The 16632-nt window shown below is 68.5% G+C and carries 11 protein-coding genes and 2 tRNA genes; 6 read left to right on the top strand and 7 right to left on the bottom strand.

Annotated elements, in window-relative coordinates; genetic code table 11:
* Window positions 1–122 precede the first annotated feature (122 nt).
* The 3 genes from QP609_RS06685 to QP609_RS06675 all read right to left on the bottom strand — a co-directional run bounded on the left by QP609_RS06685 (window position 123) and on the right by QP609_RS06675 (window position 5470).
* Complete coding sequence (locus tag QP609_RS06685; protein WP_197621427.1) at window positions 123–3149, bottom strand: ligand-binding sensor domain-containing diguanylate cyclase; 3027 nt, start codon at window positions 3147–3149, stop codon at window positions 123–125.
* 176 nt (window positions 3150–3325) lie between these two features.
* Complete coding sequence (locus QP609_RS06680; RefSeq protein ID WP_032956880.1) at window positions 3326–4735, bottom strand: ATP-binding protein; 1410 nt, start codon at window positions 4733–4735, stop codon at window positions 3326–3328.
* Between the two features lie 6 nt (window positions 4736–4741).
* Window positions 4742–5470, bottom strand: coding sequence for a response regulator (locus QP609_RS06675; protein WP_041863210.1), 729 nt, complete (start codon window positions 5468–5470; stop codon window positions 4742–4744).
* Between the two features lie 204 nt (window positions 5471–5674).
* Between QP609_RS06675 and QP609_RS06670 the strand changes: the two genes are divergently transcribed.
* Genes QP609_RS06670 through QP609_RS06660 form a run of 3 tightly spaced genes read left to right on the top strand, consistent with a single transcriptional unit; the run spans window position 5675 to window position 10307 of the window.
* Window positions 5675–6916: an efflux RND transporter periplasmic adaptor subunit gene (locus tag QP609_RS06670; RefSeq protein WP_014646531.1), complete on the top strand. Its 1242-nt coding sequence runs from the start codon at window positions 5675–5677 to the stop codon at window positions 6914–6916.
* Window positions 6913–8871, top strand: coding sequence for a MacB family efflux pump subunit (locus QP609_RS06665; RefSeq protein WP_014646530.1), 1959 nt, complete (start codon window positions 6913–6915; stop codon window positions 8869–8871). Before QP609_RS06670 ends, QP609_RS06665 begins: the two co-directional genes overlap by 4 nt.
* Window positions 8868–10307: a TolC family protein gene (locus QP609_RS06660; RefSeq protein WP_046429746.1), complete on the top strand. Its 1440-nt coding sequence runs from the start codon at window positions 8868–8870 to the stop codon at window positions 10305–10307. The genes QP609_RS06665 and QP609_RS06660 overlap by 4 nt, the downstream gene beginning before the upstream one ends.
* A 77-nt stretch (window positions 10308–10384) precedes the next feature.
* On the opposite strand, the gene rlmB is transcribed toward QP609_RS06660, so the two are convergent.
* The 3 genes from rlmB to rnr form a co-directional block, all read right to left on the bottom strand.
* Window positions 10385–11128, bottom strand: a complete 744-nt coding sequence (gene rlmB, locus QP609_RS06655; protein WP_005408775.1) for a 23S rRNA (guanosine(2251)-2'-O)-methyltransferase RlmB — start codon at window positions 11126–11128, stop codon at window positions 10385–10387.
* A 161-nt stretch (window positions 11129–11289) separates the two neighbouring features.
* Entirely contained in the window at window positions 11290–11772 is a 483-nt protein-coding gene (locus QP609_RS06650) for a GFA family protein (RefSeq protein ID WP_014646528.1), read from the bottom strand.
* 84 nt (window positions 11773–11856) lie between these two features.
* A complete protein-coding gene (gene rnr, locus QP609_RS06645; RefSeq protein WP_197621426.1) occupies window positions 11857–14322 on the bottom strand; it encodes a ribonuclease R in 2466 nt (821 codons plus the stop codon).
* Between the two features lie 128 nt (window positions 14323–14450).
* On the opposite strand from rnr, the gene QP609_RS06640 reads away from it, so the two are divergent.
* Both QP609_RS06640 and QP609_RS06635 read left to right on the top strand, forming a co-directional pair.
* Window positions 14451–14535 (top strand) — tRNA-Leu (locus QP609_RS06640).
* A 207-nt stretch (window positions 14536–14742) separates the two neighbouring features.
* Window positions 14743–14827, top strand: a tRNA-Leu gene (locus QP609_RS06635).
* Between the two features lie 56 nt (window positions 14828–14883).
* Here the strand turns inward: QP609_RS06635 and QP609_RS06630 are convergent.
* Entirely contained in the window at window positions 14884–15630 is a 747-nt protein-coding gene (locus QP609_RS06630; RefSeq protein ID WP_014646526.1) for a sulfite exporter TauE/SafE family protein, read from the bottom strand.
* Between the two features lie 98 nt (window positions 15631–15728).
* On the opposite strand from QP609_RS06630, the gene QP609_RS06625 reads away from it, so the two are divergent.
* Window positions 15729–16628, top strand: coding sequence for a LysR family transcriptional regulator (locus tag QP609_RS06625; RefSeq protein ID WP_164076973.1), 900 nt, complete (start codon window positions 15729–15731; stop codon window positions 16626–16628).
* Window positions 16629–16632: the final 4 nt, after the last annotated feature.

Genomic DNA, 16632 nt, shown 5'->3' with positions numbered 1-16632 from the left:
CCTTTTTCCCCGCTGCCGCGCGGTAGTCGAGCACGGCTCGACTCTACAGGCCGACGTCGTTCCATCGATGCATGGTGGCGAATCACCGCCGCACAGTAGATCCACGCCATGCGTGGATGCGATCAACCAATGCTCGTGCGATCACGGCCGTCGCTCTTGGCGCGGTACAGCGCGCGGTCTGCGCGCTGGTACAGCAGCGCCGGGGTGCGGTCGTCGGCATCCAGCTCCACCAGCCCCGCACTGAAGGTCACGCGCAGGCCTTCCACACCGGCCCAGTCGGGGTGGTCATGGAACAGGCCGCGCAGGCGCGCGCACAGCTGCGCGGCTTCCTCCAGGCGGGTGTCGTTGAGCAGCAGCGCGAACTCTTCGCCGCCGGTTCGCGCCGGCAGGTCGGAGTCGCGGCTGGCGGCTGCGATCAGCGTCGCCACCTGCACCAGCACGGCATCGCCGATGCTGTGGCTGTGGCGGTCGTTGACGTCCTTGAAATGGTCGATGTCCAGCACCACCAGGCACAGTGGATGACCACTGCGCTGCGAACGGGCGAAGTCACGCGCCAGCGTCTCGTCGAAGCCGCGGCGGTTGGCCAGCCCGGTCAGCGCATCCTCGCGGGCCTGGCGCTCGAAGGCTTCGGCCTGGCGCGCCAGGCGCTCGGCCAGCTCGGTCTTTTCCTGGTTCAGCGCCTGCAGGTGCACGGTCTTGGCCTGCAGGTCGAAGGTCGCGTCGTCCACCCGCCGCGCCAGGCGCAGGTTGCTGGCCTTCAGCTGCTGCAGCAGCAGGCGGTACAGTGCCACCAGGCCGGCCAGCAGCAACAGCCCGCCCAGCGCCTGCACGCTGCGCCGCTGCCACCAGAACGGCTCGACGCTGAAGCTCCACACCGCCTCCTGTTGGCCCCAGCTGCCGCCCGGATGCGCCGCAGCCACATGCAGGGTGTAGTCGCCCGGCGGCAGGCCAACGAACTCGACGCTGCGCTGCGGGCCACGCTCGACCCAGCCGGCATCGAGGCCGTCCAGCCGCGTGCGGTAGCGGATCCGGTCGGACATCAGGTAGCTCAGGCCGACATAGCTCACCGCCAACCGGCGGCCACCGGGAATGTAATTGCGATCCGGTCCCTCCCAGTGCACCGGCGCACCATCCACCTGCACGCTCTCGATCGCCGCCGGCGGCGATGGCCGCTCGCGGAAACGCTGCAGGCGTTGCGGGTCGACCGTGCTCAGGCCACCGGCGGTGACCACCCAGAACGTGCCATCCTGGCGCAGGATCGCCGATGGACTGGAGCTGCCATTGGCCTGTGCATTGGCCATGCCGTCGATCTCGTTGTAGCGCTCCAGCACCACCCGCGGCGTGCGGCCATCGGCCACCGCATTGAGGGTGGCCATGTCGGTGCGCAGCACACCACGGTTGCTGCTGATCCAGACATTGCCGAGGCGGTCCGGCACCAGCTGGAACACCGCGTCCACCGGCATGCCCTGCTCCAGGCCGACCCGCGCCAGCGCACCGTTGCGCCAGCGGTACAGGCCACGATCACTGCTGATCCACATCGCATCGCCCAGCTGGTGGAAACCGAACACGCTGCGGCCGCCCCCCAGCGGGGCCAGGTCGATCGACTGCACGTGGTCGCCACGCAGCACGCGGATGCCTTCGATGGTGCCGATCCACAGGTTGCCCTGGCGGTCATGCTCGAGCGCGGTGATCAGGCCGCCGGGCATGCCCGGCACGTTCGAGACCTGCACCCGGTCGCCGTCGATGCGCACCACGCCCTTCTGCGTGCCGGCCCAGACCACGCCCTGCGGGTCAACGGTGATCGCACGGATGTTGCCGCCCGGCATGCCGTCAGCCGCCGCATAGTTGTGGCGCAGGCCCCCATCGCGACCCAGCCGGTAAACGCCGTCGCCGAAGGTTCCCACCCACAGGTCACCGTCCGGCCCCTGTGCCAGGCTCAGTACCGAGGGCGCCTTGCCGCCGCGGTTGTGCAGCGGCACCGCGCGGAAACGACCGTCGCGGGTCTGGAGGTCAAGGCCGCTGGCGCTGCCGACCCACAGCTGGCGGTCGCGATCCTCGAACACCGTGCGCACGTAGTCGCCACTGAGCCCATCGCGCTCGGTGAAGCTGCTGAACAGTGTTTCGCGCAGGCGGTACAGGCCCCCATTGGCTCCCACCCAGATGCTGCCTTCGGCATCCTCGCGCAGGCTGACCACGCGTCCGCCCGGCAGGTTCAGGCCGGCCGGCAGCCGCTCCAGGCCATGGGCGGAAATGCGCAGCAGGCCCTGGTTCTCGGTACCCAGCCACAGATCGCCATGCCGGTCCTGCAGCATCGAGGTCATGTGCAGCTGGCCCGGCAGGCGGTGCACCAGCACCAGCTGGTCGTCCTCCACCCGGTACAGGCGCTCGCCGGCGACGATCCACAGCGCGCCATCCGGTGCCCGGTACGGCCACGACAGGCCGCTGCCGGCGCCCAGCCCCCACGCGGCGGGCGCGCGCTTGAGCACGCCGTCGTTGTCGCGCAGCACCAGCCCGTCGAGCGTGCCGACCCATACCCGGTCCTGTGCATCGACCACCAGCTTGGTGAAGCTCATCGCCATCGGCAGGTCCGCCGCCGGTGCCTGGTAGACGATGCCGGCATCCGGCGTCAGGTAGCCGATGCCCTTGCCTTCGTACAGCAGCCAGAGCCGGCCCTGGCTGTCCATCTGCATGGACTGGATCAGCACCTGCGGTGTACCGGCCTGGTGCTCCCAGACCCGCCATTGGCCGTCGCTGCCGCGGTGGCTGACGTTGCCGCGCGAATCGCTGATCCACAGCCCGCCCTGGCGGTCGACGAACAGTGCGCCGATGCCGTTGTCGCGCAGGCCCGGGCGCGTACTGCGGTCGAACACGGTGAAGTCCAGGCCGTTGTAGCGCACCAGCCCTTCCCAGGTGGCGAACCACAGGTGGCCCTCCGGCGTCTGTGCGATGTCGCGCAGCGAGTTGTGCGGCAGGCCGTTGCGCGAGGTCCATACATCGATGGCGTAGTCGCGCAGCGGGGGCGCGCCCTCCTGTGCCGCCAGCGGCAGCGCGAGGGCCAGCAGCAACCACAGCAGGCCCTGCCGCAGTGCCCGCCTGAATCCTGATGCGCGGCGCTCCACCCAGCGCCCCTCGTCCCCCTGCCCGCCCATCACCGCAGCAGCGGCGGCCAGGTGCGGCTGCAGGGCGCGGCAGCGTGCGGGAACAGCCGGGCAGCGCGCACTGGCATGCCGGCGGGAACGGGCTGGCTCATCGAGGGGAGACTGGGGAGATGGGCAGATGATAGGCCAAACCCCGGCCCCGGCGTCACCGTCCGCGGCCCGCCGGCTCAGCCGGCGCGGCCGGGCGCCACCACCTGGGCACTGGCCGGCCACTGCACCACCGCCTCCAGGCCACCTTCGGCCCGGTTGCGCAGCCACAGCCGCGCGCCGTCCTTCTCGGCCAGGGCGCGGGCGATGGTCAGGCCCAGGCCGGCCCCGCCGGTCTGGCGCGAACGCGAGGTTTCCACCCGCACGAACGGATCGAACACCGCCTCCAGCTGCTCTTCGGCCAGGCCGGGGCCGTCATCGGCCACCACTACGGTGATCGCACCGCCGCTGCGCTCGACCCGTACCCGCGCCCGTTGCGCGTACATCACCGCGTTGTCCACCAGGTTGGAGAACAGGCGGTGCATGGCCAGCGGACGCAGCATCAGCACCGAACCACTGCCCCCCTCGAAGACCACGTCGGCGCCGCCTTCGGCGGTGTCCTCGACGATGCTCTCCAGCAGTGAATCCAGGTCGAGTGCGGCGCGCTGCTCGGCACTCTCGGCACTGCGGGCCAGTTCCAGGCCCTCGCGCACCAGCGCCTGCATCGCCGCCAGGTCACCGATCAGGCGCTCGCGCAGGGCTTCGTCGCTGACATTCTCCAGGCGCAGGCGCAACCGGGTCAGCGGCGTCTGCAGGTCATGGGTGATCGCCGCCAGCATCTGCGTGCGTTCGGCCAGGTGCCGCTGCAGGCGGTGCTGCATGGCGTTGAAGGCTTCGGCGGCGCGCTGCACTTCACGCGGCCCGCGCAATGGCAACGGGTCGCGCTGCAGATCGTCGCCGAGATCCTCGGCAGCGGCGGCCAGTTCCTGCAGTGGCGCACTGGCCATGCGCGCAACGATATAGGCCAGCACGGCAATCGCCAGCACCAGCAGGGTCAGGAACCACGGGTCCACGGCGAGGATGCCGTTGTGCGCCACCGCCGGCGAGTCCAGCGCCAGTTTCAGCAGCGTGCCGTCGTTGAGGGTCACGTCCACCGCGCGGCACTTGGGCGGGATGAACGCCGGGTCGCGTTCGCGCGGCGGCCGCCGGTGACCCGGCGGTGGCGGCGGCAGCAGGTCCTGCAGCTTGGGAATGCAGGAGCGGAACGAAGCGAAGTGCACATGCGCGCGCGACACCGGTCCGGGGCGGTCTTCCAGCACTTCCATCAGCGCCGTGTCGGCACGCCCGAGGCGGGCTCCGGGCTGCAGCGCGCGCACGCTCGGCCCGCCGATCGCCAGCAGGCGCTCGCGCAGCTCCGGATTGCCGTCCAGCAGGTTGACGTAGCCCTGCAGGCGGTCGGCGATGCGGTTCAGGTTCTGCCGCTCGAACTCCTGCTGGCGCTTGGAAGTGGCCAGCATGGTCGCGCCGATCGCAGCCACCGCCATGCCCAGCAGCAGGATCACGAACAACCGCCCGACCATCGAGGACAGGAAATGGCGCAGGCGCTTCATCGCGGCTTATTCCAGGTTGACCGCGGAGGCCAGCACGTAGCCCTCGTTGCGCACGGTCTTGATCAGTCCGTCCGGGCCACCGTCGTCGCCCAGCTTGTTGCGCAGGCGGCTGACCTGCAGGTCGATCGCGCGGTCCTGTGCCTCGTAGTTGCGGCCACTGCTGAGCGCGACCAGCTGCTCGCGCGACAGCACCTTGTTGGCGTGCGCGATGAACACCCGCAGCAGGCGGAACTCGGCGCCGGACAGCACCACCACGCGGTCATCCGGATCGACCAGGTGGCGATGCTCCAGGTCGAACACCCAGCGCGAGAAGCGCGCACGGCGCACCGCCAGCGGCTCCAGGTTGGCCGGCAGCGCCTCGGTCCGGCGCAGCACGTTGCGGATGCGTGCCAGCAGCTCGCGCGGTTCGAACGGCTTGGCCAGGTAGTCATCGGCGCCCATTTCCAGGCCCAGCACGCGATCGATCGGCTCGGCGCGTGCGGTCAGCATGATCACCGGCGTGTTCGAACGCGCACGCAGGTCACGGCACAGGGTCAGGCCATCCTCGCGCGGCAGGTTGAGGTCGAGCACGATCAGGTCCACGTGCTCGCGGTCCAGCAGCTGGCGCATGGCGGTGCCATCGGCCGCCGTGCTCACCAGGTAACCGGCGCGGCCGAGCTGCTCGGCCAGCAGCGTGCGGATGTCGTTGTCGTCGTCGACGATCAGCAGTCGATGCATCGGGTTTTCAGTCTCCATGTCGCGATCATCCCGTGTCGGCAGCTGAACCGCATCCGGGGCAATGCGTACCAGTGTATCCACCCACGGGCGGGATACCTGTGGTTACGCGTATTCACCGACAGTGTTACATACAGACATACCCCGAGGATTGAGCCGTCCATCGCCCGGTCTTCACAATGCCCGCCAACGCCGCACGCGCGGCCCCGAGAGTGAAGCCACGACGTGACGTTCCGCCTGCTGCCCGCGACCCGCCGGAGTCGCCTGATACTGATCGCCCTGCTTGCCCTGATCGTCGCCGCGACCGCCTGGTGGCTGCTGCGCAAGCCCGCCGCGCCGGCGGTGGCCACCTCGCCGGTCAGCCGCGGTGACATCGAGCAGACGGTGGACGCCACCGGCGTGATCGATGCCTACAAGCTGGTCAGCGTCGGTGCGCAGGCCTCGGGCCAGATCAAGTCGCTGAAGGTGCAGCTGGGCGACACCGTGAAGGAAGGCGACCTGATTGCCGAGATCGACGCCACCACCCAGCAGAACCAGGTGCTCAACGCGCAGGCCTCGCTGGACCAGGTCACCGCCCAGCGCGCCGTCCAGCAGGCCACCCTGCGCCAGGCCGAACTGGAATTCGCGCGCCAGCAGCAGATGCTGGCCGCCGAGGCCACCTCGCGCCAGGAATACGATGCCGCCGAGGCGCAGCTGAAGACCGCCCGTGCCCAGCTGCAGTCCTACGAGGCGCAGATCAAGGGCCGCGAAACCGAGCTGGGCACCGCCCGCGCCAACCTGGCCTACACCCGCATTACCGCGCCGATGGACGGCACCGTGGTGGCGGTGGTGGCCGAGGAAGGCCGCACGGTGAACGCCAACCAGACCGCGCCGACCATCGTCATGCTGGCGCGGCTGGACGTGGTCACCGTCAATGCGGAGATCTCCGAGGCCGACGTGGTCAAGATCAAGGCCGGCATGCCGGTGTACTTCACCACGCTCGGCGACCCGGACCGCAAGTACCACGCCACGCTGCGCCAGATCAATCCGGCGCCAGCCTCGATCGCCAACGAGAATTCATCCAGCTCCAGCAGCTCCTCCAGTTCCAGTTCCAGCAGCGCGGTCTACTACAACGCGCTGTTCGACGTGGAGAACCCGGATGGCACGCTGCGCATCGACATGACCGCGCAGGTCTCGGTGCTGCTCAAGCAGGCCAAGGGCGTGCTGATGGTGCCGGCAGTGGCGCTGGGGCCGAAGCGCCGTGGCGACGAGCGCATGGTGCGGGTGCTGGACGACAAGGGCCAGCCGCAGCCGCGCAAGGTCACGGTGGGCATCAACAATGGCGCCTCGGCCGAGATCCTGTCCGGGCTGAAGGAAGGCGAGCGCGTGGTGGTTGGCGAAGCGGGTGCGGCCGGTGCCAGCGCCGGCGGCGGCAACCGCGGCGGCATGCAGATGCGGGTTGGCGGCCCGGGCATGGGGCGCCGATGAGCACGACGGCGCCGCTGCTGCGCCTGCGCGACCTGCGACGTGAATTCCCGGCCGGCGATGATGTGATCGCCGTGCTGCGCGACGTCAATCTCGACATCCACGCCGGTGAGATGGTGGCCATCGTCGGCCAGTCCGGCTCGGGCAAGTCGACGCTGATGAACATCCTCGGCTGCCTCGATCGTCCCACCCGTGGCAGCTACCAGGTGGCCAGCCGCGAAACCGGGAAGATGCAACCGGACGAACTGGCCGAACTGCGCCGCGAGCATTTCGGTTTCATCTTCCAGCGCTACCACCTGCTCGGCGACCTGGATGCGCGCGGCAACGTGGAAGTGCCGGCGGTGTACGCCGGCAGCCCCGGCCCGGTGCGCAACGCGCGTGCCGAGCAACTGCTGCAGCGGCTGGGCCTGAGCGACCGCATGCATCACAAGCCGGGCCAGCTGTCCGGTGGCCAGCAGCAGCGCGTGTCGATCGCACGCGCCCTGATGAACGGCGGCGAGGTGATCCTGGCCGACGAACCGACCGGCGCGCTGGACACGAAATCCGGCGAGGAAGTGATGGCGATCCTCGGCGAACTGCATGCCGAAGGCCACACCATCATCATCGTCACCCACGACATGAGCGTGGCCGAGCACGCGCAGCGCATCATCGAAATCCGCGATGGCGAGATCATCGCCGACCGCGCCAACCCGAATGCGCCGACCTACCGTGCGCAGCGCGAGGCCAGTACCGGCGTCGCCCGCGGCAACAGCTGGCGGGCCGCGCGCGACCGCTTCACCGAAGCGTTCCGCATGGCGCTGCTGGCGATGAACGCACATCGGCTGCGAACCTTCCTGACCATGCTCGGCATCATCATCGGCATCGCCTCGGTGGTCTCGGTGGTGGCGCTGGGCAATGGCTCCCAGCAGCAGATCCTGCAGAACATCAGCGCGCTCGGCACCAATACCATCGACGTCTATCCCGGCCGCGGTTTCGGCGACATGCGCTCGGCGCGCGTACAGACGCTCAAGGCCAGCGATGCCGATGCACTGGCAAGGCAGAGCTACGTAGACAGCGCCACCCCCAGCGTATCGACTTCGGTCACCGCGCGTTACCGCAACCAGTCGTCCACCGCCCAGGTCAGCGGCGTTGGCGAGCAGTTCTTCCGGGTCAAGGGCGTGACCCTGCTCAGCGGCAGCTTCTTCGATGCCGATGCGGTCAAGGGCCTGGGCCAGGTGGCGGTGATCGACGAGAACACCCAGTCCCAGTTCTTTCCCGATGTCGACCCGGTCGGCCAGGTGATCCTGCTCGGCAACGTGCCGGCGCGCGTGGTCGGCGTGGCCAAGCGGCAGAGTTTCGGCTTCGGCGGCAGCACCAGCCTCAGCGTGTGGGTGCCGTACACCACGGTGATGTCGCGCATGCTCGGCCAGAGCCACGTGTCCAGCATCACCGTGCGCGTGGACGATGACACGCCGATGGACGCCGCGCAGGAAGCGATCACCCGCCTGCTGACCCTGCGCCATGGCACCGAGGATTTCTTCCTCAGCAACAGCGCCGAGATCCGCGAGACCATCGAGCAGACCACGCGCACGATGACCCTGCTGATCGGTGCCATCGCCGCCATCGCGTTGCTGGTCGGTGGCATCGGCGTGATGAACATCATGCTGGTATCGGTGACCGAGCGCACCCGCGAGATCGGGGTGCGCATGGCCGTCGGTGCACGGCAGAGTGATATCCGCCAGCAGTTCCTGATCGAAGCGGTGCTGGTCTGCCTGCTCGGCGGCGTGCTCGGTATCGGCCTGGCCCTGCTGCTGGGCTCGATGATCGGCCGCTTCGCCAGCGACTTCCAGGTGCTGTTCTCCACCGCCTCGATCGTCGCCGCGTTTGCCTGCTCGACCCTGATCGGCGTTGCGTTCGGCTTCCTGCCAGCGCGCAACGCCGCGCAGCTCGACCCGGTGGAGGCCCTGGCCCGCGAATGAAGATGATGACCCGACTGCCCTTCCCCGCTCCCCGGCACCTGCTGCTGGCCGGTGCCGTTCTACTCGCCCTGTCCGGCTGCGCGTCGGTCGGCCGCTACCCGGTGCACGACCCGGCCGTGGCGGCGCAGTATGGACGTGGCGATGCCACCCTCAACGCGCCAGCCGATGACCCGCGCAGCAGCCTGGATACACCGGGCCGCGACATCCGCCAGGACACCTGGTGGACCGGCTTCGGCGATGAACGCCTGGACCGCCTGGTGGCGCAGGCGCTGGCCGCCAACAGCGATCTGGCCGCCGCCGGCCTGGCCGTGCAGCGTTCGCGCCTGCAGGCCGGCCTGGCCAGCAACGCACTGTGGCCGCAGCCCTCGTCATCCGGCGTGAGCGGCAGCGCCAGCCGCGCCACCGACCAGTCTGATGATTGGCGCCGCAGCTATTCCACCGGCGTCTCGCTGGGTTGGGAAGTGGACCTGTGGGGCCGCCTGCGCACCCAGCGCGACATCGCCCGCTGGGAAGCCGAGGCCAGCGAGGAAGACCGGCAGAACACCGCGCTGCTGGTGATCAGCGACACCATCACCCAGTACTGGAACCTGGCCTACCTCAACCAGTCGATCGCCACCGGCCAGGCCAACCTGGAGCGCCTGGAACGCACCCGCGAACTGGTGCAGGCCCGCTTCGACGCCGGTGCGGTATCGCGCCTGGAAGTGCGCCAGGCACTGCAGAACCTGCAGTCGCAGCGGTCCTCGCAGAGCGCGCTGGAACAGCAGCGGGTGGAGGTGCGCAACGCGCTGACCGTGCTGCTGGACGGCACGCCCTGGCCCCAGCAGGACGAACCACAGGACCTGCTGGGCGCACGCAGCCCAGCCATCAGCGAAGGCCTGCCGACCGATCTGCTCGGCCGCCGCCCCGATCTGCGCGCGGCCGAACTTCGCCTGCGCAACAGCCTGAAGACCATCAAGGTCACCGCCACCCAGTACTACCCTGCGCTGAGCCTGACCGGCAGCCTCGGTTCAAGCGCGACCTCGCTGGGCGATGTACTGCGCAACCCGGTGGCCACGCTGGGCGCCGGCCTGTCGCTGCCGTTCCTCAACCTGCAGCGTGCGCAGCTGGATACCGATATCGCCGGCACCGCCTACCAGATCGCCGCCAGCAACTTCCGCAAGACGCTGTATACCGCGCTCTCGGAAGTGGACAACGCACTGTCGGCGCGCGAGCAGCTGGCGCGCCAGGTGGCGGCCTCGCAGGCTTCATACGACGAAGCGGTGGAAGTGGAACGCGCGCAGGAAGTGCGTTACCGCGTGGGTGCCACCGATCTGCGCACCTGGCTGGAAGCGCAGCAGACCCGGCGTGATGCCGAACTGTCGCTGGCACGTGCGCGCCAGGGCCAGCTCAACAACGACGTGACGCTGTTCAAGGCGTTGGGCGGCAGCGCGGGGTGAGGCGGGACATGAAACGGGGTCAGATCCCTTTTCCCATTGGAAAAGGGATCTGACCCCGATCACATCGCGCTGGCCGATCAACCGCGCTGGCGCACGGCCTCGAACAGGCTGACGCCGGCGGCGACGGAGACGTTCAGGCTCTCGATCTCGCCCGGCATCGGGATCTTGACCAGGCCATCGCAGTTCTCGCGGGTCAGGCGGCGCAGGCCATCGGCTTCGCCGCCCAGCACCAGCGCGATGTTGCCCTTCAGGTCCAGCTGGTACAGCGAGGCCGTGGCTTCACCGGCCAGGCCGTAGATCCACACGCCCTGCTTCTGCAGGTCCTTCAGGCAGCGCGAGAGGTTGGTCACCGCCACCACCGGGATCAGGTCGGCGGCACCGGCCGAAGTCTTGCGCACAGTGGCATTGACCGTGGCCGACTTGTCCTTCGGGATGATCACCGCGGTCGCCCCGGCGGCAGCGGCCGAGCGCAGGCAGGCGCCGAGGTTGTGCGGGTCCTGCACCTCGTCGAGCACCAGCAGCAGGGCCTTGCCCTCGGCCGCGGTGACCAGCCCTTCCAGCTCGTTCTCGCTGTAGGTACGGGCGGCGGCGTAGCGCGCGGCCACGCCCTGGTGGCGCACCGAACCGCCAACACCGTCCAGCGCCTGGCTGTTCACCTTGCGCACATCGATGCCCTTGCGGCGGGCGTTCTCTTCGATCTCGGTCAGGCGCGGGTTCTTCGCACCGGCCTCGACCAGCACTTCGCGGACGTTCTCGGCGTCGTTCTCGATGGAGGAGGCGACGGCGTTGACGCCGACAATCCACTGGCTGTTCTTGCTCATGCGGGCGGGGACCGGAAAGGGGGTGGCTATGGTAGAGCATCGGCAGGCCGGGCGCTGCGACCGGCCGCCCCTCTGTAGCGCCGAGCCCATGCTCGGCTGGCGGGGGGCCGATGAAGCCTGAACCCGGAGCAGCCGAGCGTGGGCTCGGCGCTAGAGGGGCGTTACCGACTGCGCGGCGGCCAGTGCGGGGTGTCGTGGTCGGGGTGCTGGTGGGAAACGATGGTGGCCAGGAACTCCAGCGCGGCGACGTCGTCCTCGGTGCGCCGCGCCGGCAGGCCGGACAGGCTGTCGACGAACGGCAGCTTGCGCTCCACCCCGTACTGGATCGTCGGTGGCAGGCGTTCCGGCTCATCGAAGGCGCCGGCAGCCACGGCCACGCCATCCGGGGCTTCATAGGTCAGGGGTGTACCGCAGTCGGCGCAGAAACCACGCCGCACCACGTTGGACGACTGGAAATAGCGCGGCTGGCCGCGGGTCCAGCTGAACTGCACGCCGCGCACGGATACCAGCGGCGCGTAATAGGCACCGAACGCCTTCTGGCACATCCGGCAATGGCAGATCGAGCTGTCGGTGAGCTCGCCACGCGCCTGGAAGCGGACCGCGCCGCACTGGCAGCCGCCACTGTATTCGGGTTGGCCTTGCATGCTGGGGTTCCTCCGGAACGTCGTGCCAACCAAGGTTGGCACCTACCAGTTGCGGTAGGTGCCGACCGTTGGTCGGCACACCTTTCAATACTTCTTCTTGGTGCGCTTGGCCGGCTTGCCCCGCTCGGGCGGCGGCGGCAGGCCATCGCCATCGCCCTCGTCCTCGCCCTTGTGCTCGACCAGGCGGAAGTCGATCTTGCGCTCTTCCATGCTGGCCTTCAGCACCAGGATCCGCACGCGGTCACCCAGCCGGTAGCTGCTGCCGCGGCGTTCGCCGGTCAGCGTCTTGCGGGTGGCGTCGAACTTGTAATAGTCCTGCGGCAGCTGGGTCACATGCACCAGGCCCTGCACCTTGGACTCGTCCAGTTCCACGAACAGGCCGAAGCTCGTCACGCCGCTGATCACGCCGTCGAACTGGCCGCCCACGTGCTTTTCCATCCACGCCGCGCGGTAACGCTCGTCGACCTCGCGCTCGGCTTCGTCGGCACGGCGCTCGCGCTCGGAACACTGCAGCGCCAGGGCCGCCATTTCGCGCGCGTTGTAGGTGAACTTGTCCAGCGGCTTGCCGGACAACGCATGCTTGATCGCACGGTGCACCAGCAGGTCGGGGTAACGGCGGATCGGCGAGGTGAAGTGCGCGTACGCCTCCAGCGCCAGGCCGAAGTGGCCGTGATTCTCCGGGCTGTAGATCGCCAGGCTCTGGCTGCGCAGCAACACCGATTCCAGCAGCGTGGCATCGGGGCGGTCGCGGATCTTCTTCAGCAGCTTGGTGTAATCGCCCGGGCGCACCTTCGACCACGGCGGCAGGCTCAGCTTGAACTCCTTGAGGAATTCCAGCAGGTCGGCGTACTTGGTTTCCGGCGGCTTCTCGTGGATGCGGTACGGCGCCGGCACATGGCGCGACAGCAGGTACCTGGCGGCCTCGACGTTGGCCGCGATCATGCACTCCTCGATCAGCTTGTGCGCGTCGTTGCGCACCAGCATGCCGGCCTGGGTCACTTCACCACGGTTGTCCAGCACGAAGCGCACTTCACTGCTTTCGAATTCGATGGCACCGCGCTTGGCGCGTGCCTTGGACAGCACCTTGTACAGCTGGTGCAGGCGCTGCACCTGCGGCAGCAGGTCGCCCATCCAGGCCTTGGTATCGGCATCGTCCTCGCCCACCGCCTTCCACACCTGGGTGTAGGTCAGGCGCGCATGCGAGTTCATCACCGCCTCGTAGAAGCGCGAATGCGTGACCAGGCCATCGCGGTCGATCTGCATGTCGCAGACAAAGCACATGCGGTCGACCTTCGGCATCAGCGAGCAGATGCCGTTGGACAGTGTCTCCGGCAGCATCGGCACCACGAAGCCCGGGAAGTACACCGACGTCGCACGCTTCTGCGCCTCTTCATCCAGCGGCGTACCAGGGCGAACGTAATTCGAGACGTCGGCAATCGCCACCACCAGGCGGAAACCCTCGGCATTCGGCTCGCAGTACACCGCGTCGTCGAAGTCCTTGGCATCCTCGCCATCGATGGTGACCAGCGGCGTGCTGCGCAGGTCGACACGGTCGCCAATCATCGCCGGCTCGACCACCAGCGGCACCGAGGCCGCTTCGTCCAGCACCTCCTGCGGGAACTCGAACGGCAGCTCGTGGCCATGGATGGCGGTCTCCACCACCAGCGACGCGGTCAGCTTGTCGCCGAGCACCGCGATGATGCGGCCGATCGGCGGGCGGCGGCTGTCCGGCGCCTGGGTCAGTTCACAGACCACCAGCTGGCCGTCGCGCGCACCACCGGTCTGGTCCGGCGGCACCTGCACGTTGCGCTGCACGCGCTTGTCGTCGGGCACCACGTAGTTGATGCCCATCTCGATGCTGAAGCGGCCGATCAGGCGGGTCATGCCGCGCTCCAGCACGCGGGCGATGCTGCCTTCGCGACGGCCACGGTGATCGATGCCGGTCACGCGGGCCAGCACCTTGTCGCCGTGCATGACCTTGCGCATTTCATAAGGCGGCAGGAACAGGTCGTCGCCGCCCTCGACCGGGCGCAGGAAGCCGAACCCTTCCGGGTTGGCGATCACCACACCGGTGACCAGGTTCAGGGTCTGGATCGGGGCGAAACCGCCGCGACGGTTCTGCACCAGCTGGCCGTCGCGGACCATCGCACCGAGCCGGCGCGACAGCGCTTCGGCCCGGTCCGGAGCGGTCAGGCCCAGGCGCGCGCCCAGTTCCTCGGCGGTCTGCGGCCCTTCGCAGCGCTCCAGCAGGGCCAGGATGGCCTCGCGGCTGGCGATGGGCTGTTCGTACTTCTCCGCTTCGCGGGCGGCATAGGGATCGTCGATCACCTTGCCGGCCGGCGGCAGCTTGCGGCCCGGGGCCGGGCCCGGTGCATCGGTACTGCGGACCTTGCGGCCGCGTGGCGGTGCACCGCCTTCATTCAATTCGGGGAACCAGCCCGGCAGCGGCTTGCCCGGCTTGGTGGTGCGGGCTGCACCCGCCTTGGCGCCCTTGTTCGGGGCCTGGCTGCGGGACTTGCTCCCGCCCTTGCTTGGTTTTTTGGTAGTCATCGCCCTACATGGTAGCCGCTGGCGGCGTGCAGAACGGGTCAGCGGTCGCCTTCAAGCGATCGCGTCAAAAACATTCAGGAAGTCGTTGACAGCCTGCGGATTCATCTTCACAATTGCGCCTCTGGAACGCCCAGGTGGCGGAATTGGTAGACGCACTAGTTTCAGGTACTAGCGGGTAAAACCGTGGAGGTTCGAGTCCTCTCCTGGGCACCAACGAAAAAACTCCTCGCTTCGGCGGGGATTTTTTTTGCCTGTGATCCGGCAGCCGGGGTCGGATTCCTTTCCAGAGGAAAGGGCTCTGGCCCCAAGCGAGTGAGATGGGGGGCAGAGCCCGTTTCGCATGCGCAACGGCAACCGACCCGGGATCAGCAAAAAGTGTTGACACCCCCGTCACGGCACCCCATAATCTCGCTCCTCGACGCCCAGGTGGCGGAATTGGTAGACGCACTAGTTTCAGGTACTAGCGGGTAAAACCGTGGAGGTTCGAGTCCTCTCCTGGGCACCACGTCGAGAATGAGAAAAACCCGCGAAAGCGGGTTTTTTCATGCCCCGGATCCGGCATCAGAACAACGGCCGCAGCACCAGTTCCAGCCCGAGCAGCAGCAGGAACCCCAGGAAGCAGGCGCGGAACACGCGCGCGCTGATGCGCTGCCGGATCACCTGGCCCAGCCACATGCCCAGCAGCGCCGGCAGCACCGCCAGCGCACTCAGCCCCAGCTGCTGGATGCCGAACGCACCGTGCAGCACCAGACCGGTGGTCAGCGAAATCGTCGACACGGTGAACGCCAGCCCGAGCGCCTGCACCAGCTCCTCGCGCTGCAATCCCAGCGACTGCAGGTACGGCACCGCCGGCATCACGAACACACCCGTCGCCCCCGTCACCACGCCGGACAGCGCACCCACCAGCGGCCCCAGCCAGCGCTCGCGCCGCTGCGGCACGCGGAACACCGGCGCGAGCAACGCATAGGCGGCATAGACCACCAATGCCACGCCCAGCGCAACGCGCGACCAGGTGCGATCGACCCGCACCAGCAGTGCGGCCGAACCCAGCGTCACCACCACCACGGCAAGCATCATCGGCCACAAACGCCGCACGATGTGGCCCAGCGACGGCCCGGACAGCAGTTGCCACGCATTGGTGACGAAGGTTGGAATGAACAGCATCGACGCCGCCGCCACCGGTGACAGGGTGCTGCCCAGCAGGCCCATCGCCACCGTCGGCAACCCCATCCCTGTCACGCCCTTGACCACGCCGGCCAGCACGAACACCACCACCAGCAGCAAATAGAAGTATGTCGATTCATGCATGGCTTCATTGGACCGGGCCCTCGCCAGGCGCACAATGCGGTCTTCCCGGCCCAGCCTTCGGCTGACCCGAAGGCGCCGGATCAGCAATGAGGCACGACATGCGGATGGACATCGCCGACCTGCGCCTGTTCCTGGCAATCGCCGAAGCCGGCAGCATCACCGCCGGCGCGGCACAGGCAAACCTGGCATTGGGTTCAGCCAGCGAGCGCCTGCGCACGATCGAAGCCGATGCCGGCACCGCGCTGTTGCACCGGCACCCACGCGGCGTCAGCCTGACCGAGGCCGGCGCCGCCCTCGCCCACCACGCACGCCTGATCCTGCAGCAGCAGGCACAGCTGCGTGGCGAACTACAGGCGTTCGCGCAGGGTGCGCGCGGCACCCTGCACCTGTATGCCAACACCGCCGCGCTGACCAACTACCTGCCCTCGCGGCTCGCGCCGTGGCTGGCCGAACGCCCACGCCTGCATGTCGAACTGCTGGAGCGCACCAGCCCCGAAGTCGTACGCGCGATCAGTGCCGGCCAGGCCGAAGCCGGCATCATCAGCGATGCGGTCGACGCTGCCGGCCTGCAGCAGCATGTGGTCGCCGAAGATCCCCTGGTGATGCTGCTGCCGGCCGACCACCGCTTCGCGACCCGGCGCAGCCTGGCTTTTGCCGAGGCTGCCGGAGAGACCTTCGTTGCCCTGGCCGACGGCAATGCACTGCAGACCTACATCGAGGCCCAGGCGCGCGACATCGGGCGCCGCCTGGATGTACGCATCCGCATGAAGACCTTCGAAGGCGTGTGCATCATGGTCGGCCACGGCATCGGCGTCGGCATCGCGCCGCGGACCATCGCGCGCCAGCATCGGCGCAGCACGCACACCGTCGCCGTACCGCTCGCCGATGCGTGGGCGCAACGACGCCTGTGCGCGTGCTTTGCCGAGTGGACACGACTGTCATCGGCGATGCGCAGCCTGCTGCATCACCTGGGCGTGCAGCCCCAGAAAAAAGTGTGAAATG

It is taken from the genome of Stenotrophomonas sp. 8(2023), from assembly GCF_030345295.1.
GTDB lineage: Bacteria > Pseudomonadota > Gammaproteobacteria > Xanthomonadales > Xanthomonadaceae > Stenotrophomonas > Stenotrophomonas muris.
Note: the sequence above shows the minus strand (reverse complement) of the source record. Positions and strands in the feature narration are given on the sequence as shown.

Excerpts from the sequence above, each read along its gene's own strand:
- QP609_RS06685 (WP_197621427.1), bottom strand. The coding sequence starts at position 3,149 with ATGGGCGGGCAGGGGGACGAGGGGCGCTGGGTGGAGCGCCGCGCATCA.
- rlmB (WP_005408775.1), bottom strand. The coding sequence starts at position 11,128 with ATGAGCAAGAACAGCCAGTGGATTGTCGGCGTCAACGCCGTCGCCTCC.
- QP609_RS06660 (WP_046429746.1), top strand. The coding sequence starts at position 8,868 with ATGAAGATGATGACCCGACTGCCCTTCCCCGCTCCCCGGCACCTGCTG.
- QP609_RS06665 (WP_014646530.1), top strand. The coding sequence starts at position 6,913 with ATGAGCACGACGGCGCCGCTGCTGCGCCTGCGCGACCTGCGACGTGAA.
- QP609_RS06675 (WP_041863210.1), bottom strand. The coding sequence starts at position 5,470 with ATGGAGACTGAAAACCCGATGCATCGACTGCTGATCGTCGACGACGAC.
- rnr (WP_197621426.1), bottom strand. The coding sequence starts at position 14,322 with ATGACTACCAAAAAACCAAGCAAGGGCGGGAGCAAGTCCCGCAGCCAG.
- QP609_RS06650 (WP_014646528.1), bottom strand. The coding sequence starts at position 11,772 with ATGCAAGGCCAACCCGAATACAGTGGCGGCTGCCAGTGCGGCGCGGTC.
- QP609_RS06630 (WP_014646526.1), bottom strand. The coding sequence starts at position 15,630 with ATGCATGAATCGACATACTTCTATTTGCTGCTGGTGGTGGTGTTCGTG.
- QP609_RS06680 (WP_032956880.1), bottom strand. The coding sequence starts at position 4,735 with ATGAAGCGCCTGCGCCATTTCCTGTCCTCGATGGTCGGGCGGTTGTTC.
- QP609_RS06625 (WP_164076973.1), top strand. The coding sequence starts at position 15,729 with ATGCGGATGGACATCGCCGACCTGCGCCTGTTCCTGGCAATCGCCGAA.